Raw genomic sequence first — 22,853 nt, 5'->3', positions numbered from 1 at the left:
AACACTCTTACTTAGCACTGTCATCACGCCAGAAGAATAACGAGAAACAAGCAACTTTTGCTTGACGCGCGGCAAAAGCAGTTCTACCTTGTGACTCAGGGCACATTCGTGAATCCGATGGCTGGTATCCACCACGGTGATCCCACCACTGCAGAGTCCGCTTACGAAGAGGTAGTTGAACTTGTCCCATCACACCGCGCCGACAGACCAGCCCTTGGGGGTTGGCATCCTGGGGGCAGGACCGGTGACCCAAGCTATCCACCTTCCCGCCCTGGCCCGGCTCCGCGATGTCCTCGAGGTACGGCACATCATGGACGTCGACGCAGCCGTTGCGGCTTCCGTGGCGGCGCGCGTCGGGGCAACGTCCAGCACCAGCATGGACGAGCTGCTGGGCGATCCGGCCGTGGACATCGTCGCGATCTGCAGCCCCCACCAGTTCCACGCGGACCAGGTCATCGCCGCATGCCGGGCCGGCAAGAAGGCTGTCCTCTGCGAAAAGCCGTTTGCAATGAACGCCGAGGAAGCCACCCGCATCTCTGCGGTCAGCACCGAAACCGGGGTCCCGATCGTCGTCGGCGCCATGCACACCTTCGATCCGGGCTGGCTCGCAGCCGAACAGAACTGGGGCGACCTTCCCGAAACGGCCCACACCATCCGTTCCTCGATCGTCCTGCCACCGAACGCCCGGTTCGAAGACTTCGCCACGGAAATCCTCACCCGCCCCGCCGCCGGGCGGCCGGACTACTCGGACATCGAGGTCCTCAAAGCCGCCCTCCACGGCGGGATCATGGGCCTGGCCATCCACGACCTTCCGCTGGTACGCCGGTTCACGCCCGATTTCGAGCACGTCGACGTCCTGCAGGCACGGCACGTCCGCCCGTTCGGCTACGCGGTCTCGCTCCGGACCCCCTCCCGGGTCATTGAACTGCGGGCCGTCATGAACGGCACCTGGAAGCCCGAGTGGACTTTCGAGGCCATCGCCGACGATTCCGCGCTCCGGATCGACTTCACACCCTCCTACGTCCAGGCCGGCTCCGCTGTGGCCACCTTTACCCGCAATGACGGCAGCGAGACCACCAGCTTCGGCCCGTTCGGCCACAACGGCTACGAGGGCGAGTGGCGCGAACTTGCCGGGCTCGCCAACGGAACCCGGCAGGCCCCGCCCGCCCAAACCCTGATCGACGACCTCACGTTCGCCCTGGCCATCGCCGAGGCCACGGTGGAAAGCGCCGCCCTGGACCATGCGGCCGCAGCCGACACGGCAGGAGTTTCCGCATGAGCGCCCACTTCACGGTGCACGCCACGCCCGCAGCCCGGGAGGCAGGCGCCGTCACCGAGACCGTGGCATCGCTGCCTGCAACGTTCGGCCCTATGCCGGCCGGCCATTCCGGGCAGGCCGACGTGCGGGTGGTTGCGGGCAGCAGTGGATGGGCCGCCGAAGCCGCCGGCGCCGTGCAGGCAGGGGCCCGCGGCATTGTGGTGGCCAACCCCGTGCCCGAGGACACCTCGGAGCTCGCGGCTGCCGCGGACGCGGCGGGGGCCGTCGTCGTCCTCGATCTCCGTTGGGCAGCGAACCCGGCCCTGGTTGGCGAAGGTTCCGGCGCGGATGCCCGTGGCGCAGTGCGCAGCGGGCTGGGCAGCGCCTCGCTGCTGGACAGCGTGGCGACGGCGGCGCCCGGCACCGATCCACGGCAACTCCTCAGCGACCACTTCGCCGCCTTGCTTGCCGTGGCGGGCCGCCTGGACGGCGTGGCCATCCTGCGCCTGGACACCTCCGGTTACACGGCCAGCGGCAGGCTGGCAAACGGTGCGCCGTTCACCGCCCAGGGCGTGCTGACCGCCGCCCGGCCCGCCGGCGTCGACATCCGCCTTTACACCGCCGACGGTGGGGTTGCCGTCCGGGTCCCCGACCCTGACGCCGCTTGGCCTGCCGAGGTCCGGGTTACCGGGCCGCACGGCGACCTCCTGCTTCCCGCCCTGTACGAATCCGCCCACCGGTTTGCGTGGCGGCGCCTGAAGGAACACCTCAGCGCCGGCACCAGGCCGGACGACCTGGCCGGGTTCGCCCGGCTGACCGACCTTTACGCAACCCTTACCGCCACGTAACCACCTTTTAGATACGCAACCGAACACAGCAGCCCAGTCCCACCTCCACTCTCAACGATGAGCAGGACCGTACCCACGGCACACTGCGTCCGACGGTCCCGAAAGGACACACCATGAATGCATCTTCCGAACCACGCCGCTCCTTCTCCCGCCGCGGTTTTCTGGGCCTGACGGCTGCCGCGGCCTCCGTGCCGCTGCTGGCAGCCTGTGGTGGCGGCTCGGCGTCGCAGGGCGGCGGGGGCGGGGCCGGCGGGACCGTCAAGTTCTGGGACATGCCCTGGGCAACGCCGGCCTACAATGATGCCGCCAAGAGCATCGCCGAGGGCTTCTCCGGTGCCAACGGCAGCAAGGCCAGCTACCAGATCATCCAGTGGAACAACTTCTACCAGACCTTCTCCTCCGCGATTGCTTCCAAGACCGGTCCCGCGGTTTCCACCGGCGGCGGCTTCCAGGCGTTCCAGTTCGAGCAGCAGGGCCAGATCGCCTATGCGGACAAGGTGATCGACAAGCTGAAGGCGAACGGCCAGTTCGATGACTTCCTGCCCGGCGTGCTGGACCCCTTCAAGTCGGACAAAGGCTACGTGGCTGTTCCCTGGCAGCTGGACATGCGCGTCTTTTGGTACCGCAAGTCCCTCTTCGAGAAGGCAAACGTTGCCCTGCCCACGGACTGGCCGTCCCTCCTTGAAGCCGGCAAGGCCCTGAAGAAGGTCGGCGCGTTCGGCTTCACCACCGGCGCAGGTGCCGGCAACAACTACGCCAACCACTCCATGATCATGATGATGGTCAACAACGGCGGCGGCGTGTTCAACAAGGACGGCGAGCTGGACCTGTTGAACGACCGCAACGTCGAGGCCATGGAGTTCGTCCTGGAGCTCGTGTCCAACGGCATCGTGGACCCCGCCGCGGTCAGCTACACCACCGACAACATGTCAGCCCAGTGGAAGGACGGCAAGGCGGGCTACGGCCTCTTCCAGGTGAACGTTCCGCAGCGCGTGGGCGACACCTCCGGCGACCTCCTGGTCGCTGACCCGATCAAGGGCCCGCACGGGGACAAAGCCACCATCGTGTTCCCGAACAACATCATGATGTACACCAACACCCCGTCCCAGGACGCCTCCGAGGAGTTCCTGGTGTACTACCTGGGCCAGCTCAAGCAGCTGTGGCAGAAGAAGCTCATGTCCGCACTGCCGGTCTTCAAATCCATCACGGAGATGCCCGAGTTCGCGGACGATCCCAACAACGTCAAGATCGTCAAGGACTGGCAGCCGATCGCCAAGACCTTCGCCTCCCAGGGCAGCAGGCTGAACGCGAATCTTGCCGCCCTCGACGGCGGCCAGGCCCTGAACCAGTTCAGCCAGACCATCATCACCGGAAAGGCCGACGCCAAGACCGCCCTGCAGACCTTCCAGTCCGGCCTCGAGTCCGTCCTGAAGAAGTAAGCGCCCGCCATGTCCTCCACCACTGCACAATCCGGCCTCGCCCGGGCCCGCCGCGGGCTTGCCCCCGGCGGGTCCGGGGCCGCCCCCGGCAAACGCAAGAGCAAGCTCTCGGCCCAGGCCACCAGGACCTTTTTCTGGCTCCTGCTCCCCTCTGTGGTCCTCCTGGTCCTGATCCACGGCTACCCGCTGATCTACGCCGCGGTCCAGGCCACGCACGACGGCGACCTGCTCCAGACCGGCAACTTCGTGGGCGTCCAGAACTTCTCCACCGTCCTGAGCTCACCGGCGTTCTGGAAAGCCGCCCAGTTCACCCTCTGGTTCACCAGCGTCGGCGTGTTCGGATCCTGGCTCGTGGGCCTGGGCCTCGCCCTGCTCCTGCGCACCAAGATCCCCGCCGGCAATACGTTCAAGGTCCTGCTGCTCCTGCCCTGGGTGGTGCCGATCGTGGTGTCCTCCACCGCCTGGAACTGGCTGGTGGCCACCCCGGACAGCCTGATTCCCGCGCTGTTCCGGAACCTTGGCCTGGGCACCCCGCTGTTCCTGGCAGACCCCACCCTGGCCTCCATCACCGTGATGGTCTTCAAAGTCTGGGTCAGCTTCCCGTTCATGATGATGATGATCTCCGCCGCCCTGGCCTCCGTGGACACCACCGTCTATGAGGCCGCCAGCATGGACGGCGCCAGCCGCTGGCAGCAATTCACCCAGATCACCCTGCCGCTGATCGCCCGCTCCACCTACATCAGCTGGATCCTGATGACCATCTTCTGCGTCAACGACTTCCCCACCATCTACCTGCTCACCGGCGGCGGACCCGTCAACGCCACCACCTCCCTGGTGGTCTTGGCCTACCGCACCGTGTTCCAGGACTTCGCCACCGGCCCCGGCGTGGCCATCGCCTTCCTCATGACCATGACCCTGGTGGTCATCTCGGTCATCCTGTACCGCCAGATCCGAAAGTCGAGTGTCGAATAATGAGCGCAGCAGTCCACGCCCATCCCCAATCCGGCCCGGCCCTGGGAGTCGGCCAGGCAGGCAACACCCGCCGGGTACTCTCCGAAGCCGGCCAACGCGGCCGCTGGTGGCGGTTCATCGCCATCCTCATCATCACCGCGATCGTGCTGGTGCCCATCATGGTCACCATCGTGCTCGCCTTCACCCCCGGTCCCAACAGCACCGCCACCGGCCTGACCTTCGAGAACCTCAGCAACGTGTTCTCCAAGACCCTTGCCGCCACCTGGCTGAAGAACAGCCTGGTCACCACCCTCTCCACCGTGGTGGTATCGGTGGCGGTGGCCGCACCCGCCGGCTACGTCCTCTCCCGCGGCCGGTCCAAGGCCGTCTCCGGCTACTCCCTGCTCCTGTTCGTCATGCAGTCGCTGCCCATCATCACCTCGGTGGTGCCGCTGTTCATCCTGTTCGCCGGGATGGGCCTGGTGGACAACCTCCTGGGCCTGACCATCATCTACGTCGGTTCCACCATGACGGTGGCCACCTGGATGATGGCCGCATACTTCGACTCCATCCCCATCAGCCTCGAGGAAGCGTCCTGGATCGACGGCTGCTCCGTCTTCGGATCCTTCACCAAAGTGGTCCTCCGAAACTCCCTCCCAGGCGTCCTCTCCACCGCCATCTTCGCCTTCCTCCTGGCCTGGAACGACTACCTCGTGGCCATCGTCTTCCTCCGCTCCAACGAAATCTTTACCCTTCCCATGGGCGTGCAGTCCTTCTTCCAGCAAAACGCGACAGACTGGACCTCAGTCATGGCCCTGGCCGTGGTCATGATGCTCCCGCCCGTCATCGTGTTCGCCGCCCTGAACAAATACTTCAGCGTCGGTGGCATCGGCGGCTCCCTCGCCGGCCGCTGACCGCCGCATTCGACCAACCACTTCCCAACACCGCTAAGGAAACCCATGTCCTACTCGCTTCAGCTCTACACGCTCCGCAACGCCATCTCCGAGGACCTGCCCGGCACCATCAAGAAGGTTGCCGATATCGGCTTCACCCAGGTGGAGCCCTACAACTTCGTAGCCACGGCCAAGGAACTCGGCGCAGCCCTGAAAGAGAACGGCCTCACCGCACCGTCCGGCCATGCCCCGCTGATGAGCCAGGACCAGGACGAGATCTTCACCGCGGCCAAGGAACTGGGCATCAGCACGGTCATTGACCCGTTCCTGCCCGCCGAGCACTGGCAGAAGGCCGAAGACATCCAAGCCACCGCCGAAAAGCTCAACCAGGCTGCCAGGAAGGGGGCCGAGTACGGCATCCGGGTGGGCTACCACAACCACGCCTGGGAGCTGGAGTCCATCATCGACGGCCGCACCGCGCTGGAATACTTCGAATCCCTGCTGGACCCGGAACTCGTCCTCGAAGTGGACACCTACTGGGTAGCCGTGGGCGGGCAGGACCCGGTGGACATCCTGGCAAAGCTGGGTGACCGGGTAAAGTTCATCCACATCAAGGACGGCCCCCTCACCAGGGACAACAAGGCCCAGCAGCCGGCGGGCCAGGGCAAAGTGCCGGTCATGGACGTGATCGCCGCGGCCACGTCGCTTGAAGTGGGAGTCGTGGAGTTCGACGACTACGCCGGTGACATCTTCGAAGGCATCGCCCAAAGCCTTGCTTTCCTGAACAGCAACACCGCAGCCGAGGGGGCCAACGCATGAGCACGCCCGCAGCAAAATCTTCCCGCAAGGGCCCGGTGGGCGTCGGCGTGATCGGCGCCGGGGTGATCAGCAAGCAGTACCTGGACAACCTCACTGCGTTCCCGGACTTGAAGGTCCACGTCATTGCGGACCTCTTCGAGGAGGCCGCCGAGGCGCGGGCCAAGGAGTACGGCATCCCCGAGTGGGGCGGGGTGGAGAAGGCCCTGAACCACCCCGACGTCGAAATCATCGTCAACCTCACCATCCCGGCAGCACACGTGGAGGTGGCCACCGCCGCCGTCAACGCCGGCAAGCACGTCTGGACCGAGAAGCCCTTCTCCCTGGACCGCGAGTCCGGGCTGGGCCTGCTCAAGACGGCGGACACCGCCGGTATCCGCCTGGGCTGCGCCCCGGACACGTTCCTCGGTGCCGGGATCCAGACCGCCCTGCGCCTGATCCAGCGCGGCGACATCGGCACCCCGCTGACGGCGATGACCACGTTCCAGACCCCCGGCCCGGAGTCCTGGCACCCCAACCCGGCGTTCCTCTTCCAGCACGGTGCCGGCCCGCTGTTCGACATGGGCCCGTATTACCTCACCACCCTGGTCCAGGCGTTCGGCTCCATCCGCAAGGTGGCCGCCGTCGGGTCCAAGGCCAAGGATGTGCGCGTGATCGGTTCCGGCCCCAAGGCCGGCGAGGAATTCACCGTCGAGGTGCCCACCCACGTCTCTGCCATGGCGCAGTTCGAGTCCGGCGCCTCCTCGCACAGCGTCTTCTCCTTCGAGTCCCCCCGGACCCGGATGGGCTTCGTGGAGATCACGGGCACCGAAGCAACCCTGTCGCTGCCGGACCCCAACTACTTCACCGGCGAGATCAAGCTCTGGCGTGCCAGCGACGAGGACTGGACCACCGTCCCGGCCACCGGACCCGCCAACGGCCGCGGCATGGGCGTGCTGGACATGGCTCGCTCACTGCGGGCAGGAACAGCCCACAGGGCCACCGGCGACCTGGCGTACCACGTGCTGGACACCATGGTTTCGATCAGTGAGTCCATCGACTCCGGCACGTTCATCGACGTCGAAAGCTCCGCCCCGGCATCCTCCGCCATCCCGGAGGACTGGGCTCCGGAAACCGCCACCCTCTGACAGGCAGCAGGAACGCATCATGAGCACACCCGCACACCCCTCCGATTCCACGCCCTCCCGACGGTCCGGCCGCCCGTTGGGTGTGGCCGCGATCGGTTACGCCTTCATGGGCAAGGCGCACTCCAACGCATGGCGGAACGTGGCCAGCTTCTTCGACGTCCCGGCCTTCGAGCAGAAGGTCCTCGTGGGCCGGGACGCCACCGCCGTGGCCGAGGCCGCGGCCGCGTACGGCTGGGCGGAGTCGGCCACCGACTGGCGCGCCGTGATTGAACGGGATGACATCGACATCGTGGACATCTGCGCGCCGGGGTGGATGCATGCCGAGATCGCGATCGCAGCGCTGGAGGCGGGCAAGCACGTGCTGGTGGAGAAGCCCCTGGCCAACACGCTGGCCGAAGCCGAACTCATGACGGCCGCGGCCGCCAAGGCCCGTGCCCGGGGCGTGCAGTCGATGATCGGCTTCAATTACCGGCGCGTCCCGGCACTGGCGCTGGCCAGGGAACTGATCGCCGAGGGACGCCTGGGCACGGTCCGGCACGTCCGCGCCGCCTACCTCCAGGACTGGCTCGCCGACGCCCAGGCACCCATGACCTGGCGGCTGCGAAAGGAAACCGCCGGGTCCGGCGCGCTGGGGGACATCGCCAGCCACGCCATCGACCAGGTCCTCTTCCTCCTCGGCGACCAGGTCAGCGAGGTCAGCGGCCGGCTGCACACCTTCGTGGACCGCCGCCCCGGCACAAGTGGTCCCGCAGGCGGGCTCGAAGAAGTGACGGTCGACGACGCCGCCTGGGCCACGCTGTCCCTCACCTCCGGGGCGGTCGCCTCAGTGGAGGTCTCCCGGGTGGCCACCGGCCGGAAGAACTCCCTCCAGATCGAGGTGTACGGCGAGAAGGGCAGCCTCCTGTTCGACCTGGAAAACCTCAACGAACTCGGTTTCCTGGACGCCACCGCCCCCGCCCGGGAGCAGGGCTTCCGCCGCATCCTGGTCAACGAACCCGAGCACCCCTACCTGGAAGCGTGGTGGCCGCAGGGACACATCATCGGCTGGGAACACACCTTCACCCACCAGGTCCGCGACTTCCTGCTGGCGGTCCGGGACGGAACCCAGCCATCGCCGTCGTTCGAAGAAGGACTAAACGTCCAGTACGTCCTGGACGCCGTGGAGGAATCCGCAGCCAATAAGAGCACCCTCACCGTCGTGCGCCACTAGCGCCCCACCACCAAGGAGCCCCCATGCCCCGCCCCTTCACCCTGTTCACCGGCCAGTGGGCCGACCTGCCCTTCGAAGAAGTCGCGCGCCTGGCCTCCGGCTGGGGCTACGACGGACTGGAAATCGCCGTCTCCGGCGACCACCTGGACGCCTGGCGCTGGGACGAACCCGGCTACGTCGAGTCCAAACTCGAGATCCTGGACAAGTACAACCTCAAAGTCTGGGCCATCTCCAACCACCTCAAAGGCCAGGCAGTCTGCGATGACCCCATCGACTTCCGGCACCAGGCCATCGTCGGCTCCAAAGTCTGGGGCGACGGCGACCCCGAAGGTGTGCGCCAACGCGCCGCGGAGGAAATGAAACACACCGCCCGGCTCGCCAAAGCACTGGGCGTGGATACCGTGGTCGGGTTCACCGGCTCCGCCATCTGGCAGTACGTGGCCATGTTCCCGCCCGTCCCGGAAAAAGTCATCGACGCCGGCTACCAGGACTTCGCCGACCGCTGGAACCCCATCCTGGACGTCTTCGATGAACAAGGCGTCCGGTTCGCCCACGAAGTCCACCCCTCCGAGATCGCCTACGACTACTGGACCACCGTCCGCACCCTCGAAGCGATCGGCCACCGCGAAGCATTCGGCCTGAACTGGGACCCCTCGCACATGATGTGGCAAGGCATCGACCCCGTCTCCTTCATCTGGGACTTCAAGGACCGGATCTACCACGTGGACTGCAAGGACACCAAGATCCGCCAGACCGGACGCAACACCGTCATGGGCTCCCACCTGCCTTGGGGCGACCCCCGCCGCGGCTGGGACTTCGTCTCCGCCGGACGCGGCGACGTCCCCTGGGAAGCCTCCTTCCGGGCCCTCTCCGCCATCGGCTACAACGGCCCCATCAGCATCGAATGGGAGGACGCCGGCATGGACCGCCTCCACGGAGCCCCCGAAGCCCTCGCCGCCCTGAAAAAATACGACTTCCCCGCCTCCCAAACCAGCTTCGACGCCGCCTTCAGCAGCAACGACTGACGCCGCGTGCGAACCCTCCGGCCGGGGCAGCAGTGCGAGGTGTGGATCGCATCCTGATGGCGAAACCATCTTCCTGTCCGCCAATGACGGCCACACGGAGTCTTTCTCGACCACGCACGGCCATGTCCAGCTCGCCCGGGTCCGTGCAGATGCCACCGGCGTCGAACAACTCCCACGGAGGCTGATACAGCATAAGCCCATACAGCAAAAACGGTGGCCCCTGGTTCCAGTATCTGATCCAGGGGCCACCGTCTTAGGTCGCTTTATCCGGCGTCGAAGCTCTCGTCGTCGTCATTGGGCGATTCCTCCTGCGGGAGGTCGTTTCCGCTGCCGTCCGGAAGGCCCGTGGCTTCCTCGCCGGATTCGGACGAAACCGGCGCCGAACCTTGGGAATCGTCATTCGACTCATCGATTTCCGCGGCGCTGGACGGAAGGTCCATGTCGTGGGGCACGGGTTCCTGGCCCGCTCCCTGCTGCGGTTCGTTGGTGTCCGCGCCGGCGGAAGACCCGCCACCGGACCCCTGGCCCTGCGTACCGGCCGCTTCCTGCTCGGCAGTGGGGGTGCCGTAACCGCCCGGGGCGGACTCGGGTTCAGCCTGCTGGTTTTCCTGCGTCATGCTTCCTCCTGTGTGCCAACTGCGGGTGATAATCAGCAAACTTATCAAATCTGGGTGCAAGTGCAACGGGATGCCTTGTTTCCGGGTACGGGAGGAGTAGAAAGAAGACCTGGTACTTGGCCTGCAAGGAAGGAGCACCGGTGTCCGATGTTGAGGACTACACGGGCCGGACGGGACGGAATGAGACCCGCGAGGAGCAGCTGGACCGCAACTGGGCAGAACTCCTGCAGGAGCTTCGCGTGCTCCAGACCGGGGTGCAGATCCTGGCCGGCTTCCTGCTGACGCTGCCGTTCCAGCAGCGGTTTGAAACGCTTGATGGCGTAGAGGTGGCCCTCTACCTCGCGAACGTCGTGGTGGCGGCCCTGACCACCGCCTTCATCCTCCTTCCGGTGAGCGTGCACCGCAGGCTGTTCCGCAAACGGTTGAAGGAAACACTGGTGTCCAGCGCGGACACCATCACCAAGATTGCCCTTGGCGGCATCGCCCTGCTCAGCGCGGGCACGGCAGCCCTCGTCTTCGACGTCGCGGCCGGGCGCTCGGCCGGAGTTTCTGCCGGCGGAGCTTTGCTGGGCATCATGGTGGTGCTGTTGGTATTCGTTCCGTTCCGACTCAACAAGCGGGCTTCGGGGAAGCCCGCCCCGCTCCCTCCCGGCAAGGCGCAGTAAGGCGGACTTGGGCCCCTGCAACCCCTCGCCGGCTAGGCGCCTTCGAGCACCTGGCTTGTTGCCCAGGCGAGGTACTTGCCCGCGTTGGCGACGGCGTCGTCCGGGCTCGCTGCCACGTCCAGCAACTGCGCCGCTGCCACCACACCATGCCCGGCGAGGTCTTCGAGGGTCACCAGGATCCGGCCGGCCACCACGATGACCGGAATCCCGCGCTCCCGGGCTGCATCCGCGAGCGCAATCGGCGCTTTGCCGGTCAGCGACTGCGAGTCCATGGACCCCTCCCCCGTAATCACCAGGTCTGCCCTGTCCAGCTGGCCGGCCAGGCCGGTCAGGCCGGCCACCAGCGCGAAGCCGCCCTCCAGCGTGGCGTCGGTGAAGGCAAGGAACGACGCCGGGAAGCCGCCGGCGGCGCCCGCCCCGGGGACGTTCACGTCCCGGCCCGTCACTTCCCGCAGTATGGATGCCCAGTTGCGCAGGCCGGCGTCAAGTAGTTCCGCAGCTTCCGGGCCCGCACCCTTCTGGGGGCCAAAGACGTGGGCTGCACCGGACGGTCCATACAGCGGGTTGCGGACGTCCACGGCGATCCGGAAGGTGGTGGCCGCGAGCCTCGGGTCCAGCCCGGATGTATCCAGGGACACGACGTCGGCCAGCGACCCGCCGCCCAGCGGCACCACATTCCCGGCACCATCAAGCGGCTTCAATCCCAGGGCGCGCAGGGCGCCGCTCCCGGCGTCGGTCATTGCCGAACCGCCCAGGCCCAGCACGATCTCGGTGGCGCCCGCGTCCAGGGCGGCGGCGATGAGCTGGCCGCAGCCGTAGCTGTGGGCGCGCAAGGCGTTGGCAGGGGTCGGTTCCATGTCGGCCAGTCCGGACGCCTGGGCCGTCTCGATCACTGCCGTGACCGTGCCGTCGGCCCCTTTGTGGATGGCCCAGGCGGCACCGACGGGAGCAAGGATCGGTCCCACCACGGCGTTGAGCCGCTCCTCGTACCCGGCCGCGACGGCGGCCTCCAGGGTCCCCTCCCCGCCGTCGGCGATGGGGAACTGGGTGGCCACGGCATCCGGGTAGACCCGCAGTGCCCCTTCGGCGATGGCGGCGGCCGCTTCTGCCGCCGTGAGGGACCCCTTGAATTTGTCCGGAGCAATAAGAATGCGCATGCGCTCCATCATGCCAGCATCCGCCGGGAAAGCGCTTGCCATCGTAATACGGACGCCCAGGGCGCCGGAAGTGCTGTTACCCCTGGCGCCAGTCGTCGCCGGCGAGGTGGGAGCCCGCTTGCGGTCCCATCTGCAGCATTCCGCCATCCACCACCCAGGCCGCACCGGTCACGTAGCTGGAAGCGGGCGAGGCGAGGAACGCAATGACGTCGGCGATCTCCCGCGCGTGCCCCGGCCGGCCGAGCGGGACACCGGGCCGCCTGATCGTCGTCGGGTCCTGGTCCTCCTGCCCCGTCATGGGCGTGGCGATCTCGCCTGGGGCCACCGTGTTGGCCGTGATGCCGTACTGGCCCAGTTCCAGGGCAAGCGTCTTCATGAGGCCGCCGAGGCCGTGCTTGGAGGCATCGTAGGCGGAGGAGCCGACGCGGGGCTGGAACTCATGGACGCTGGACACCGCAATCAGGCGCCCGCCGCTGCCGGCGCGGACCATGTACCGGGCCGCGGCCTGCAGGCAGACAAAGGCCCCGTTGAGGTTGGTATCCAGGATCCGCATCCAGTCGTCGATGCCCATGTCCAAAAACTTGGTGTTCGCCCCGGTGCCGGCGTTGTTCACAAAGACGTCCAGGCCACCCAGCTCCCCGGCGAGGTCGTCGACGACTCCGGCGGCAGCACGGAGTTCGGTGGTGTCCAGCTGCCGGACTACGGCCCTCCGGCCCAGGCTCCGAACTTCCTCGGCAGTACCCTCGGCACCCGCCCTGTCCGTATGCCAGGTGACGCCAACATCCAGGCCGGCGCGCGCGAGCGCCACCGCGGTGGCCTTGCCGATCCCGGAATCGGAGGCAGTGACGATGGCAGCGGTAGGCGTGAAATTGCTGGTGTCCGGCATGGCGGGCCTTTCATCGGTGGCAGGCGGGTAGCAGGTCAGGCGGGGCGGCGGAGTTCCGGCTCGTAGGGCCCGTCGGTGCCGCTGGAGCGCCCGCGTGGTCCGGCGGCCAGGGTGGGCGGGCTCTCGGGCGCAGACATCCACGGCACGGCGAATGTCACCACGGGCCGGCCGTCGCCGTCCGCGGACCTGACGGTCAGGCTTCTGGTGCCGGGAGGCACCGACGGGGCAAAGACCTGCAGGTTGCGGGTGCCCACCGTGGCCGAATCCTGCAGGGTGTATTCGGTCCCGAAGTGATCCTGGAGCGTGAGCCGCGGCTCGGGCGCACCATCCGAGGGCAGGTGGATGTTGACCACCAGCCCGGACGCCCACACCTCCACGGACAGGATGGTGAATTCGGCAACCTCGGTGACATGCCGCCCGTAGGTGGGCGGGAGCAGCAGCCTGCGGAGCGCCCCGGACGGAATGAACTGACGGGTGCTGTTGCCTTGGTCCCCTGCCACAGCTCTTTCCTTTCCTGCGGCCAATTGATAAGCGTACTTACCATAGAGCCTCCGGATCCGCTCCATGTCAAGGACCCGCGCCAGGACTGTGTGGATGGCCTGCGGAGATACCCACAGGCCTGCGGACACGTGCGGAAAAGCAGGCCCAGCGCGCTACCGCCGGGGCCGGACCACCGCGTAATATCCCGGCACCCGGTCCTGCCCGGGGACGCCCGTGACCGGATTGGTTTCGATGGCAGCGTGGCCGTCTTCCAGGAGTTCCCAGTCCGACGGCGGGAACGCCCGTTCGCGTTCTTCGGGGCCGAAGTGGCCGGGCATCGGCAGCCCACGGATGGCCAGTTCCAGCGGCGCCGGGATGCCGCGCGTGGTGGCACCGAGGTGGGACACGTACTCCACCGGGTTCCCGTGGAAGTTGGTTTCCGCCATGAAGACGGTGCCGCGGTTGCCGGCCAAGGTCCCCAGGTTCTCCACGAGCGCCTTCTGGTGGGCGGGATCGAGGACGTGCAGGACTCCGCGAATGAAGACGTTGGCGCCATCAGCACCCGCATGGATTGACTCTGCCAGGGCAGCGCCGGCGCCCGGTGCTGTCATGTCGAGCGCTTCGAAAGCAGGGTTGTCAGCTCCTGCGGACTGCCGCCGCGCTATCTCAACCGCGTGCGGCGACACATCCACGCCAATTACCCGCGGAAAGACACCCGCGAGCGCCCGGGTGAAACCGCCGTGGCCGCAACCGGCGTCCACCACCGGGAGGGCCGGGTCCAGGTAGCGCAGGAGGTTGTCCCGGTAGCCGAGGAACTCGTGGTCGCTGCCCGAATCCCACAGGACCTCGCCGCCCGGGCCCGTGGCGGTGATACCGGCCCAATACTGGTCCCACGCCTTATGCCGGTCCTTCGGAGCACTCCGGGACAACCTGACGAGCTTGGGGATCAACAAGTACTTCCGCCAGGCGGACGACGTCGATTTGGTTCGGGAGGACACGGCTCAAATATATGTTCCCGCTCCCGCAGGCGGCGCACCTTGCGCTACATTACGGCGCGCCCCGGCGCGGGGCGGCGGTTGGGGCGCAGGACGGCCGTAGTGGCCCCCGGCACCCTGCATCCCCCTACAATGTACTCAACTGGGAGGGAAGGGAGCACTGTGACGGCTGTCCCGAGTGATGTGCGCCTGCCCCGCACCGCCGTCGTGGCCGATCCCGATGCCGGGCGCCTGGCCCTTAACGCACACGCCCTGCGGGAGGCCGGCTACACCGTCCTGGAAGCCGCCGACGCCGCGTCCCTGGCCCGGCTGCTGGCTGCCGGCGAGCCTTCCATCATCGTCGCGGACGCGCCGCTGTCAGCGGTCCGGACGACCGCCCCGGTCCTGGTGATGGTGGACCTGAACGATCCGGCGGACATTGGGGCAGCGAACCCGCCCGGCATCCACGACTGCATCACCAAGCCGCCCGCACCGCAGGAACTGGTCCACCGCGCGTCGGTCCTTATCGAGCAGGTATCCCGCCGCCGCGCGTCACGGGAGGAGGCGGAGGGGCTCCGCGAACAGCTGCGTGAAGTGTCCGCGGCGGTGCGCGCCACCAACAATCCCCAGGAAATTGCCGACCACGTCGTGGCCGGATTCGGCCGGACCTTCAAGGCCGATTACGTTGTCCTTTCCACCTTCGAGGACCACAGGGTCCCGGTGATCACGGCCACCTGGCGCCGGCGCGGGCTCGTGGAGCTGCGCCCCGAAGCCCTGCCTGGCGAGGACGAAGCCCGTGCCACGGCGGATGCGCTCTGGGCGGGCACGGAAACGCTGTCTGCCGACGGCAGCGAGGCCGATGCGGATGCCCCCGCGAGGCCCGCACCCGCTGTAGCCGGGGCCGCCTCCACCCTGGCAGTTCCCATCGGCGAAGGAAACTCGTCCCTGGGCATCATCTGGATCGCCATGATGGAGCGGCCCAGGACCTGGTCCAGCGCCGAGCTCGGGCTGATCCAGCACGTGGCGGGCAACGCCGCGTACGGACTGATCCAGAGCCACCTGATCAACAGCCAGCAGCAGGTGGTCAAACAGCTGCGGGAACTCGACAAGGCAAAGACGGACTTCCTGGCCACCGTGAACCACGAGCTGAGGACGCCGCTGACCTCGATCATGGCCTACCTGGACATGATCCAGGAGAGCACTGAACACCCGGTATCCAAGGAAGTCCACCAGATGCTGGACATCGTGGTCCGCAACACCGAACGGCTGCGGACGCTCATCGAGGATATGCTCAGCGTCTCGCGTGGCGGACTGGATGACACCGTGATGCACTTGGCGCCCGTACGCCTGGGGCAGACCCTTGACCTGGTGGCCGCCGCACTGCGGCCGCTGGCCACGCTGCAGAACGTCACCATCGACGTCGATCCCGTTCCAGAGGATCCGGAGATCCTTGCCGACGAGGTACAGCTCCAGCAGGTCTTTACCAACCTGGTGTCCAACGCCATCAAGTTCACCCCCAGCGGCGGACGCATCGAGGTGGGCAGTGAGTCCTACGCCGGTGCCGACGGATCCAAATGGGCCACTGTCCGGATCGCCGACACCGGAATCGGCATTTCCAGCGACGAGATCAACCATGTGTTCACCCGCTTCTACCGGGCCTCCAACGCCATGAACGGGGCCATCCCGGGCACCGGCCTGGGCCTGGCCATCTCCAAGGACATCGTGGACCGCCACGGCGGCAGCATCGATGTGGCCTCCACCCTGGGCGCCGGGACCACGGTGACGGTCAGCCTTCCCCTAGGCACCGACCACGCCCAGGTCAACTAAGCGGGAAGGAGGACTGGCAATGTTTGCCGACGACGACCCCCGGCTTTCCCAGCTGCTGGAAGGCATTGTCCGGCTCGCTTCCGGCGACCTCACCTCCCGGATTGAGGTCTCCCCCGCCCGGGACGAGCTGGACGCCATCATCATGGGCACCAACCTGCTCGCCGAGGACTTGGAGATCATCTACCAGGAACTCGAACAGCGGGTCCAGGTCCGGACCCAACTGCTGCACGAAGCCCACCTGGAAATGCAGAAAATGGCGATGCAGGACCCCCTGACCGGCCTGGCAAACCGGTCCGCCCTCATCGAAGCCCTTCGGACCGCGCTGCTGGCCGTGGACGGAAGGACCCTGGAACCGGCCGGCGAGTGCCCGGCAATCCTGCTGATGGACCTGGACTCGTTCAAGTCGATCAACGACAGCCTCGGACATACCGCCGGCGACCAGGTGCTGGTGACCGTGGGCGAACGGCTGCGGGGCGCGGTGCGCGTTTCCGACGTCGTAGCCCGCCTGGGCGGGGACGAATTCGCCATCGTGATGCCCACGGCATCACCGGACCAGGCCGCCATCGTGGCGCACCGCATCCTGGCGGCGCTCAGCGAACCCATCGAGCTCCCCGGCCGCAGCGTGCGCTGCGGTGCCAGCATCGGGCTCAGCCTGGGCAGCGAAGGCCAGAGCCCTGAGGACATGCTGATGGAGGCCGACGTCGCCATGTACGCCTCCAAGGCGGAGGGCCAGAACAAGCTGCACCGGTTCGAACCCGCGCTGCTGCTGATGCGGCGCCTCCGCAGCCAGCTGGTGGATGACCTGCGCGCAGCCATCAAGGAGGATGGCCTGACCCTCTACTACCAGCCGGTGGTTGAGCTCAACACCGGACGCGTCGAGGGCGTGGAGGCGCTGGTCCGCTGGAACCATCCCACCCGGGGCTTCATCATGCCGGACGAGTTCATCCCGCTGGCGGAGGAGGCGGGGCTGATCTCCGAGCTGGGCCTGTGGGTCCTCAGGACCGCTGTGTGGCAGCTGCGGGAATGGATCGACAGCTCGCTGGTGGACAGCGATTTCTCCGTGCGGATCAACATCTCCGCCACGGACCTCCAAAGCCTGCAGTTCATCGAGGACGTGCGCAACGTCCTGAAAGAAACCCGCGTGCGGCCCGACCAGGTGGTCCTGGAACTGACGGAAGTGGCAATCGTCAAGGGCAATGAGCTGGACCGATACTCGCTGGGCGGCCTGCGGGGCCTGGGCGTGGGCATTGAAATTGACGATTTTGGCACCGGCTACTCATCCATCAGCTACCTCCGCCGTTTGCCGGTGGACCGGGTCAAGGTTGACCGGTCGCTGATCACCGGACTGGAGAGCGATCCCAGCCAGCCGGGCCTGGTGGCAGCAGTCCTCCAGCTGGTGCGTGCCTGCGGGCTGGAAGCTGTCTGGGAGGGCGTGGAAACGGCGGAGCAGGCGGAAATCCTTCGCAACCTGGGCTGCCGCAGCGCCCAGGGCTACTACTTCGGCCGGCCGGTCCCACCCGACCAGATTCCAGGTTTATTGAAAGAGCGGGCGGAAAGCGCTAACCAGTAGTGCGCAAACTACTGCGCTTTTGTGGCCGCCGTTATACGATCAGCGTGCGGTGTCCGGCTTTTTCGTCGCCGCGGAATTTCAGGTCTCACAGCAGCACCGGACTCTAAAAGGCGTTTTTGAAATTGAACATTAATGGGCCAATGGGTCATTACTTCGTCAACTGGGGGCGTAGCTAATGTCGGTTCGTGTACAAGCATGGGGAATTATCGCCGCAGTACTCTCGGATACGGATCCCGCGGGGGCCGCTGTCCGGCAGCGGCTGAGCGACAGCCTCGATGAGAATCCCGGCGTGCCCGAGCGGGCCCTGCTGGAATATCTCCTGGAGGCCCGGAGGAGCGACGCCAACACGGCGGAAACCATTGAATCCGTACGGCAGATGCGCCTGGCGCCGCCCGTACTGCCACCGAAGCTGGCCGAACAGTTGGACGCCATCCGCAGCGCCTCCCGGATCAGCGCCCTGCTGGAAAACCACATGCTGATGACCGCCTTCCAGCCCATCTACGGGCTGGAAGGAAAGGCCGTGGTGGGTGTGGAGGCGCTCTCGCGCTTCGTCAGCGACGACGGCGCCACCGCGGAACTCTGGTTTGCCGAGGCAGAGGCCGTGGGCCTGGGCGCGAACCTCGAGTTCTCAGCCCTTGGCTCGGCTGCAGCAGCTGCCCGTGACCTGCCCGGTTCCCTCTACGTGTCCCTCAACATCTCCCCCACGTCCTGCATGGACCCGCGGCTGCCCGAACTGTTCGAGCACATCGAGCTCCCCATCGACCGGGTGGTGCTCGAATTGACGGAAGACATTCCGGAAGAGGAATACCTTCAGTTCATCTCCGCACTCAATCCCCTCCGCGAAAAGGGCCTCCGGATCGCCGTGGACGACACCCACACCGGAGCCGGCGCCCTGAGCCGCATGATCCACCTGCGCCCGGACTTCCTCAAGGTGGGCCGCAACGTGATCGGTGACGTGGACAAAGACGGCGTCCAGCGCGCCCTCGCCGCTTGCCTGGTGGACTTCACGGACCAGATCGGCATCACCCTGGTGGCCGAAGGCATTGAGACAGTGGGCGAGCTGAAGGTCCTGACGGAACTCGGCATCAGCGCCGGCCAGGGCTACCTGCTGGGCCGCCCCTCGGTACGGCCTGAGGACTGGGCCAACTGGAACACCCGCCTGGACGTGGACGGCCTGGAACGCCACCTGGCCAGCCCCGGCGAGTAGCCGGCACGGAACCTACCGGGGTTCCTGCGCCGGCGGCCACTGGCCGCGTGCACTGAGCACCTCGCGCAGCAGGTCCGCACGGTCCGTGACGATGCCGTCCACCCCCAGCTCGAGGAGGCGGTGCATTACAGCGGCCTCGTTGATGGTCCAGACATGCACCACCAGGCCAAGGTCGTGGGCGCGGCGGATGAAGCCTGCGGTGACCACGGGGACCCGTCCGTACCGCACGGGAACCTGCAATGCCTGGATATCGCGGAGCGGCCGGCGCATGATCCGGCGGAAGGCCGCCCGCGGAAGGACAGGTCCCAGGAGGGTGAAGAGGGCATTCGAGGCCACGCCGGCGGAGGAGGCCACCGGCCGGCTGAGCAGCTTCAGCACCGCCCGCCGCCGCCGGTCCGAAAAGCTGGTGACCAGCACCCGGTGGTGCACCTGGTGCCGCTCGATCGCGGCGGCAGTGCTCCGCACCGAATCCCAGTCCTTGACGTCGAGGTTCAGCCTGGCCTCCGGCAGGCCGGTGACCAGCTCGTCGAACGTGGGAATGGGTTCACGGCCGTCGATCCGCGCCTTCGCCACCTCTGCGGCGGCAAGATCCCCGACCCTGCCTCTGCCGTCGGTCACCCGGTCCAGGAATTCATCGTGGAACAGCAGCAGCACGCCGTCCGCCGTGGCGTGGACATCCGTTTCGAGATAGCGGAAGCCGAGTTCGATGCCGGCGCGGAACGCGGCCATGGAGTTTTCCAGCCCGTCCACCGAGAAGCCCCGGTGGGCCATGGCGATGGGAAGCTGCCGCCCGGCGTCGTCGGGGTGTTGAAAAAAGGGCAGGGTCACCCTGCGAGCGTACCCGAGGCCCGCACCGTCAGTCCCGGCAGTCGGTCTCGCCACAGGGCAGGATGTCCACGCCGTCGCCGCAGTGCAGCAGGACGCGTCCGCGGCCGCCATCCAGGTGGACCCAGACGGCGCTGTGGTCTGCGGTAATGGTGTCCACTACCCCGCTCGCTTGGAAGCCGGGTGACAGCAGGACGCGGACCCTGTCGCCTTGGCGCAACTGTTTCCAGTGCGGATCAGGCGTTGCCTTGCGCAGCGGCGCATCTGCTGCGCGCTGTTTGACGCTTCGTGCCATCGGAACCCCCTGTGAGCCGGCCGGTGAGGGGCAAACCCTCCAGCCTTGACGGTACAGACGAAAGGTAAACGCCAGGTGAGCGCCAGCTGGAAGTACGGGGCGGGAGTCAGGAAAACTGGACGCCCAAGGCTGCCAGCCTGGCCTCCAGGACCTGGGCCACGCCGTCGTCGTCAAAATGCGGTGCCTGCCGGCCCGCCGCCCTGATGGCCTCGGGGTGGCCGCTGGCCATCGCGTAACCGTGACCGGCCCAGCGGAGCATTTCGATGTCGTTGGGCATGTCGCCGAAGGCGACCACGTCGGCGGCATCGATGCCCAGTGCGGCCGCGTACTCGGCCAGGGTGACGGCCTTGTTCACGCCCGGGAGGGACAGTTCCAGCATGGCGACGCCGGGCGAGGAGTGCGTGGCGGCGGCCAGGTGTTCGACGGCGGGCGCCACCTCGGCGAGGAAGTCATCCGGGGTGCCCTCCCGGACAATGGCCAGGAATTTGACCACGGAATCGTCCCCGGTGAGCGTTTCATGGAGCGGCGCCGGAGTGAATTCGGCGAGGAGTTCGCTGGATTCGTTTTCGATGAAGCCCGGCTCAAGGTGGAACCCGGTGAGCGTTTCGGCGGCGAACAGCGCGGCGGGACGGAGTTCCTTGATGACGCGGCGGATTTCCAGGACAGCAGCGGTGGCCAGCGCACGGGCGGATACCAGTTGGTCCGCTTCCAGGTCCCAGACGACGGCACCGTTGGAGCAGATCACCCGTCCGGCGTGGCCCAGCTGCTCCTCAAGCGGGTGCAGCCAGCGCGGAGGGCGCCCGGTGACGAAGACCAGTTCTACGCCGGCATCCCGGCAGGCGTGGAAGGCGCGTATGGTGCGCGGGCTGATTTTTCCGTCGTGCCCAAGGATCGTCCCGTCAATATCGCTCGCAACCAACCGCATCCTGCAAGTCTACGTTGACCGCCGGCTCCCGTTGTCGGCCTGCGGGGCTACACTGAAGTATCGAACATATATTCGAATAAAGGTGTGTTGTGGGCGTTATTATTGGTCCCCGCGTGATAGATGCGGGCGTCTCCTTGTTATCGGTGCTGATCTCGCCCGTGGCAGTGGCGGCGGGGTTTCCGTCGCCCGCACAGGACTACTTCGATGGCCGGATCGACCTGAACGCCCACCTGATCAAGGACATCACCAGCACGTTCGTGGTCCGGGTAACCGGGGACTCCATGGAAGGCGCGGGCATCAGCGACGGCGATGAACTCATTGTGAACCGGGCCCTGGAACCGCGGGACGGGTCTGTGGTGATCGCCGTCCTGGACGGAGAACTGACGGTCAAGCGCCTGCGCATCACCGGCAACGGCGTGGTGCTGCAGGCGGAAAACCCGCGGTATCCGGACATCCGGGTACCGGCCCTGTCCGAACTGACCATCTGGGGCGTTGCCACCCGGTGCCTTCATCATGTGTGAAGTGCATCGTGGCTAAGCCTGCCCCCATGCGGAGGATGCCGCAGATCGCCCATGTGGACGTCAACTGCTTCTACGCGTCGGCTGAGCGCGCCTTCGATCCCTCCCTGGAGGGCCGGCCGCTCGTGGTCCTGTCCAACAATGACGGCTGCGCGGTTACCCGGTCCCCCGAGGCGAAAGCCCTCGGCATCTCCACCGGGGAGCCCTGGTTCAAGCTCGCGCCGCGGGCCAAAGAATGGGGCCTGGTGGCCAAGTCCAGCAATTATGAGTTGTACGGGGACATCAGCGCCCGCGTCATGGAACTTCTCGGCCGCTACTCGGCGTGGCTGGAGGTCTACAGCATTGACGAGGCGTTCCTCGGCGTCAAGGGCGAACCGGACCAGCTGTTGGTCCTTGGCCGCCGGATCAAGGAGGCCGTGCTGCGCCACGTCGGGGTTCCGGTGTGCGTAGGGATAGCTCCCACCAAAACACTGGCCAAGCTGTGCAACAAGTGGGCCAAGAACAATCCCGCATTTGGCGGGGTGTGCCTCTGGGAGTCAGTGCCGCCGCCGGTGCGGGAGGGCTTGATGGGCCGGTTGCCCGTGGACGAGATCTGGGGCGTCGCCGGGCGCCTGGCCAAGCGCCTGAATGCCATGGGGATCTTTACCGTGCTGGACCTGATGCACGCCGACCCGGTGGCGATCAGGGGCAAGTTTTCGGTGGTGCTGATGCGCACGGTCCTCGAACTGCGCGGCACTGCCTGCATTCCCATGGAGGAGGAGCGCGTTGGCCGCGACCAGTTGATCTTTTCCCGCTCGTTCGCCACCCCGGTGACCACGTCTGCCGGTGTGCGGGAGGTGCTGGGCATTTACAGCCAGCAGGCGAGCGCACGGCTGTCCAAACACGGCCTCCAGGCAAAGGTGCTGACGGCGTTCGCAGCCACCTCGCCGTTCCGGAACCAGGAGCAGGCGCATCCTACGGTGTGCGTCCGGCTTCCCGTGCCCACCGCGGATCCGCTCCTGCTCACCAGGGCCGCGCACGCTCTGCTGCCGAAAATCCGGGAAGGGCTCAAGTATGCGAAGGCGGGCCTGATGCTGACCGATCTTCGGCCCACCGGCAACCAGCCACCGCTGGAGCCTTTCGAGAACCGGCACGAGGAACGCGGCATCGGGCCGCTGCTGGAGGACGTCAGCCGCCGCTTTGGGCGCGGTTCCATTGGTTTGGGGTACGCAGGCGTCAAGTCCGGCCTTGACTGGACCATGAAGCGCAATATGCGTTCACCCCGGTATACAACCCACTGGGACGAACTGCCGCTGGTCAAGGCCGCCTGACCTTCGGGTCCCCGACGGCGGCACCAAGGC

Annotated in this window: 23 protein-coding genes; 15 read left to right on the top strand and 8 right to left on the bottom strand. The window is 66.8% G+C overall.

From position 1 onward, the window contains the following. The first annotated feature begins 181 nt into the window (after positions 1-181). From AC4EEV_RS12335 to AC4EEV_RS12295, 9 genes are all read left to right on the top strand, one after another. A complete protein-coding gene (locus AC4EEV_RS12335; protein ID WP_243835394.1) occupies positions 182-1,279 on the top strand; it encodes a Gfo/Idh/MocA family protein in 1,098 nt (365 codons plus the stop codon). Next, on the top strand, positions 1,276-2,106 hold the full coding sequence (locus tag AC4EEV_RS12330) for a hypothetical protein (RefSeq protein WP_491329078.1): 831 nt from the start codon (positions 1,276-1,278) through the stop codon (positions 2,104-2,106). Before AC4EEV_RS12335 ends, AC4EEV_RS12330 begins: the two co-directional genes overlap by 4 nt. 113 nt (positions 2,107-2,219) lie before the next feature. Beyond that, positions 2,220-3,545, top strand: coding sequence for an ABC transporter substrate-binding protein (locus AC4EEV_RS12325; RefSeq protein WP_109044098.1), 1,326 nt, complete (start codon positions 2,220-2,222; stop codon positions 3,543-3,545). A gap of 9 nt (positions 3,546-3,554) precedes the next feature. Continuing rightward, positions 3,555-4,517, top strand: a complete 963-nt coding sequence (locus AC4EEV_RS12320) for a carbohydrate ABC transporter permease (RefSeq protein WP_491329077.1) — start codon at positions 3,555-3,557, stop codon at positions 4,515-4,517. After that, positions 4,517-5,410, top strand: a complete 894-nt coding sequence (locus AC4EEV_RS12315) for a carbohydrate ABC transporter permease (RefSeq protein WP_018762699.1) — start codon at positions 4,517-4,519, stop codon at positions 5,408-5,410. The genes AC4EEV_RS12320 and AC4EEV_RS12315 overlap by 1 nt, the downstream gene beginning before the upstream one ends. A gap of 45 nt (positions 5,411-5,455) precedes the next feature. After that, on the top strand, positions 5,456-6,208 hold the full coding sequence (locus AC4EEV_RS12310) for a sugar phosphate isomerase/epimerase family protein (RefSeq protein ID WP_491329076.1): 753 nt from the start codon (positions 5,456-5,458) through the stop codon (positions 6,206-6,208). Beyond that, complete coding sequence (locus AC4EEV_RS12305; protein ID WP_491329075.1) at positions 6,205-7,332, top strand: Gfo/Idh/MocA family protein; 1,128 nt, start codon at positions 6,205-6,207, stop codon at positions 7,330-7,332. The genes AC4EEV_RS12310 and AC4EEV_RS12305 overlap by 4 nt, the downstream gene beginning before the upstream one ends. 19 nt (positions 7,333-7,351) lie before the next feature. After that, the gene (locus AC4EEV_RS12300) at positions 7,352-8,542 is read left to right on the top strand and encodes a Gfo/Idh/MocA family protein (RefSeq protein WP_109044100.1); all 1,191 of its coding nucleotides are present in this window, start codon (positions 7,352-7,354) and stop codon (positions 8,540-8,542) included. A 23-nt stretch (positions 8,543-8,565) separates the two neighbouring features. Beyond that, on the top strand, positions 8,566-9,567 hold the full coding sequence (locus tag AC4EEV_RS12295; protein WP_285318785.1) for a sugar phosphate isomerase/epimerase family protein: 1,002 nt from the start codon (positions 8,566-8,568) through the stop codon (positions 9,565-9,567). Between the two features lie 263 nt (positions 9,568-9,830). On the opposite strand, the gene AC4EEV_RS12290 is transcribed toward AC4EEV_RS12295, so the two are convergent. After that, positions 9,831-10,184 (bottom strand): hypothetical protein, encoded by a 354-nt coding sequence (locus tag AC4EEV_RS12290; RefSeq protein ID WP_018762704.1) that lies wholly within the window; start codon positions 10,182-10,184, stop codon positions 9,831-9,833. A gap of 140 nt (positions 10,185-10,324) precedes the next feature. Between AC4EEV_RS12290 and AC4EEV_RS12285 the strand changes: the two genes are divergently transcribed. Then, positions 10,325-10,849 (top strand): DUF6328 family protein, encoded by a 525-nt coding sequence (locus tag AC4EEV_RS12285; RefSeq protein WP_491329074.1) that lies wholly within the window; start codon positions 10,325-10,327, stop codon positions 10,847-10,849. Between the two features lie 32 nt (positions 10,850-10,881). Here AC4EEV_RS12285 and AC4EEV_RS12280 read toward each other — a convergent pair whose 3' ends face one another. The 4 genes from AC4EEV_RS12280 to AC4EEV_RS12265 form a co-directional block, all read right to left on the bottom strand. Continuing rightward, positions 10,882-12,006 carry a glycerate kinase gene (locus AC4EEV_RS12280; protein WP_491329073.1) on the bottom strand — a complete coding sequence of 375 codons (1,125 nt, stop codon included), beginning with the start codon at positions 12,004-12,006 and terminating at the stop codon, positions 10,882-10,884. 76 nt (positions 12,007-12,082) lie between these two features. Continuing rightward, on the bottom strand, positions 12,083-12,892 hold the full coding sequence (locus AC4EEV_RS12275) for an SDR family oxidoreductase (protein ID WP_491329072.1): 810 nt from the start codon (positions 12,890-12,892) through the stop codon (positions 12,083-12,085). Positions 12,893-12,927: 35 nt separating this feature from the next. Further along, complete coding sequence (locus tag AC4EEV_RS12270) at positions 12,928-13,392, bottom strand: hypothetical protein (RefSeq protein WP_491329071.1); 465 nt, start codon at positions 13,390-13,392, stop codon at positions 12,928-12,930. 153 nt (positions 13,393-13,545) lie between these two features. Further along, complete coding sequence (locus tag AC4EEV_RS12265; RefSeq protein ID WP_491330883.1) at positions 13,546-14,322, bottom strand: class I SAM-dependent methyltransferase; 777 nt, start codon at positions 14,320-14,322, stop codon at positions 13,546-13,548. Positions 14,323-14,529: 207 nt separating this feature from the next. Between AC4EEV_RS12265 and AC4EEV_RS12260 the strand changes: the two genes are divergently transcribed. The 3 genes from AC4EEV_RS12260 (at position 14,530) to AC4EEV_RS12250 (ending at position 18,950) form a co-directional block, all read left to right on the top strand. Continuing rightward, the gene (locus AC4EEV_RS12260; protein ID WP_491329070.1) at positions 14,530-16,173 is read left to right on the top strand and encodes a sensor histidine kinase; all 1,644 of its coding nucleotides are present in this window, start codon (positions 14,530-14,532) and stop codon (positions 16,171-16,173) included. A 19-nt stretch (positions 16,174-16,192) separates the two neighbouring features. Further along, positions 16,193-17,743 carry a putative bifunctional diguanylate cyclase/phosphodiesterase gene (locus tag AC4EEV_RS12255; protein WP_109044106.1) on the top strand — a complete coding sequence of 517 codons (1,551 nt, stop codon included), beginning with the start codon at positions 16,193-16,195 and terminating at the stop codon, positions 17,741-17,743. 175 nt (positions 17,744-17,918) lie between these two features. Then, positions 17,919-18,950, top strand: coding sequence for an EAL domain-containing protein (locus AC4EEV_RS12250; RefSeq protein ID WP_026264838.1), 1,032 nt, complete (start codon positions 17,919-17,921; stop codon positions 18,948-18,950). A 12-nt stretch (positions 18,951-18,962) separates the two neighbouring features. On the opposite strand, the gene AC4EEV_RS12245 is transcribed toward AC4EEV_RS12250, so the two are convergent. The 3 genes from AC4EEV_RS12245 to AC4EEV_RS12235 all read right to left on the bottom strand — a co-directional run bounded on the left by AC4EEV_RS12245 (position 18,963) and on the right by AC4EEV_RS12235 (position 20,995). Further along, the gene (locus AC4EEV_RS12245; protein WP_491329069.1) at positions 18,963-19,778 is read right to left on the bottom strand and encodes a glycerophosphodiester phosphodiesterase family protein; all 816 of its coding nucleotides are present in this window, start codon (positions 19,776-19,778) and stop codon (positions 18,963-18,965) included. 28 nt (positions 19,779-19,806) lie between these two features. Continuing rightward, complete coding sequence (locus AC4EEV_RS12240) at positions 19,807-20,070, bottom strand: hypothetical protein (protein ID WP_285246709.1); 264 nt, start codon at positions 20,068-20,070, stop codon at positions 19,807-19,809. A 106-nt stretch (positions 20,071-20,176) separates the two neighbouring features. Continuing rightward, the gene (locus AC4EEV_RS12235; protein WP_109044109.1) at positions 20,177-20,995 is read right to left on the bottom strand and encodes an HAD family hydrolase; all 819 of its coding nucleotides are present in this window, start codon (positions 20,993-20,995) and stop codon (positions 20,177-20,179) included. Between the two features lie 89 nt (positions 20,996-21,084). Here AC4EEV_RS12235 and AC4EEV_RS12230 point away from each other — a divergent pair, with 89 nt between their 5' ends. Further along, positions 21,085-21,516 carry a LexA family protein gene (locus AC4EEV_RS12230; RefSeq protein ID WP_026264842.1) on the top strand — a complete coding sequence of 144 codons (432 nt, stop codon included), beginning with the start codon at positions 21,085-21,087 and terminating at the stop codon, positions 21,514-21,516. Between the two features lie 26 nt (positions 21,517-21,542). After that, positions 21,543-22,823, top strand: coding sequence for a Y-family DNA polymerase (locus AC4EEV_RS12225; protein ID WP_491330882.1), 1,281 nt, complete (start codon positions 21,543-21,545; stop codon positions 22,821-22,823). Positions 22,824-22,853 lie beyond the last annotated feature (30 nt).

It is taken from the genome of Pseudarthrobacter sp. MOO14 (genome assembly GCF_058267675.1).
This window is presented reverse-complemented; position numbering and strand designations above follow the sequence as displayed.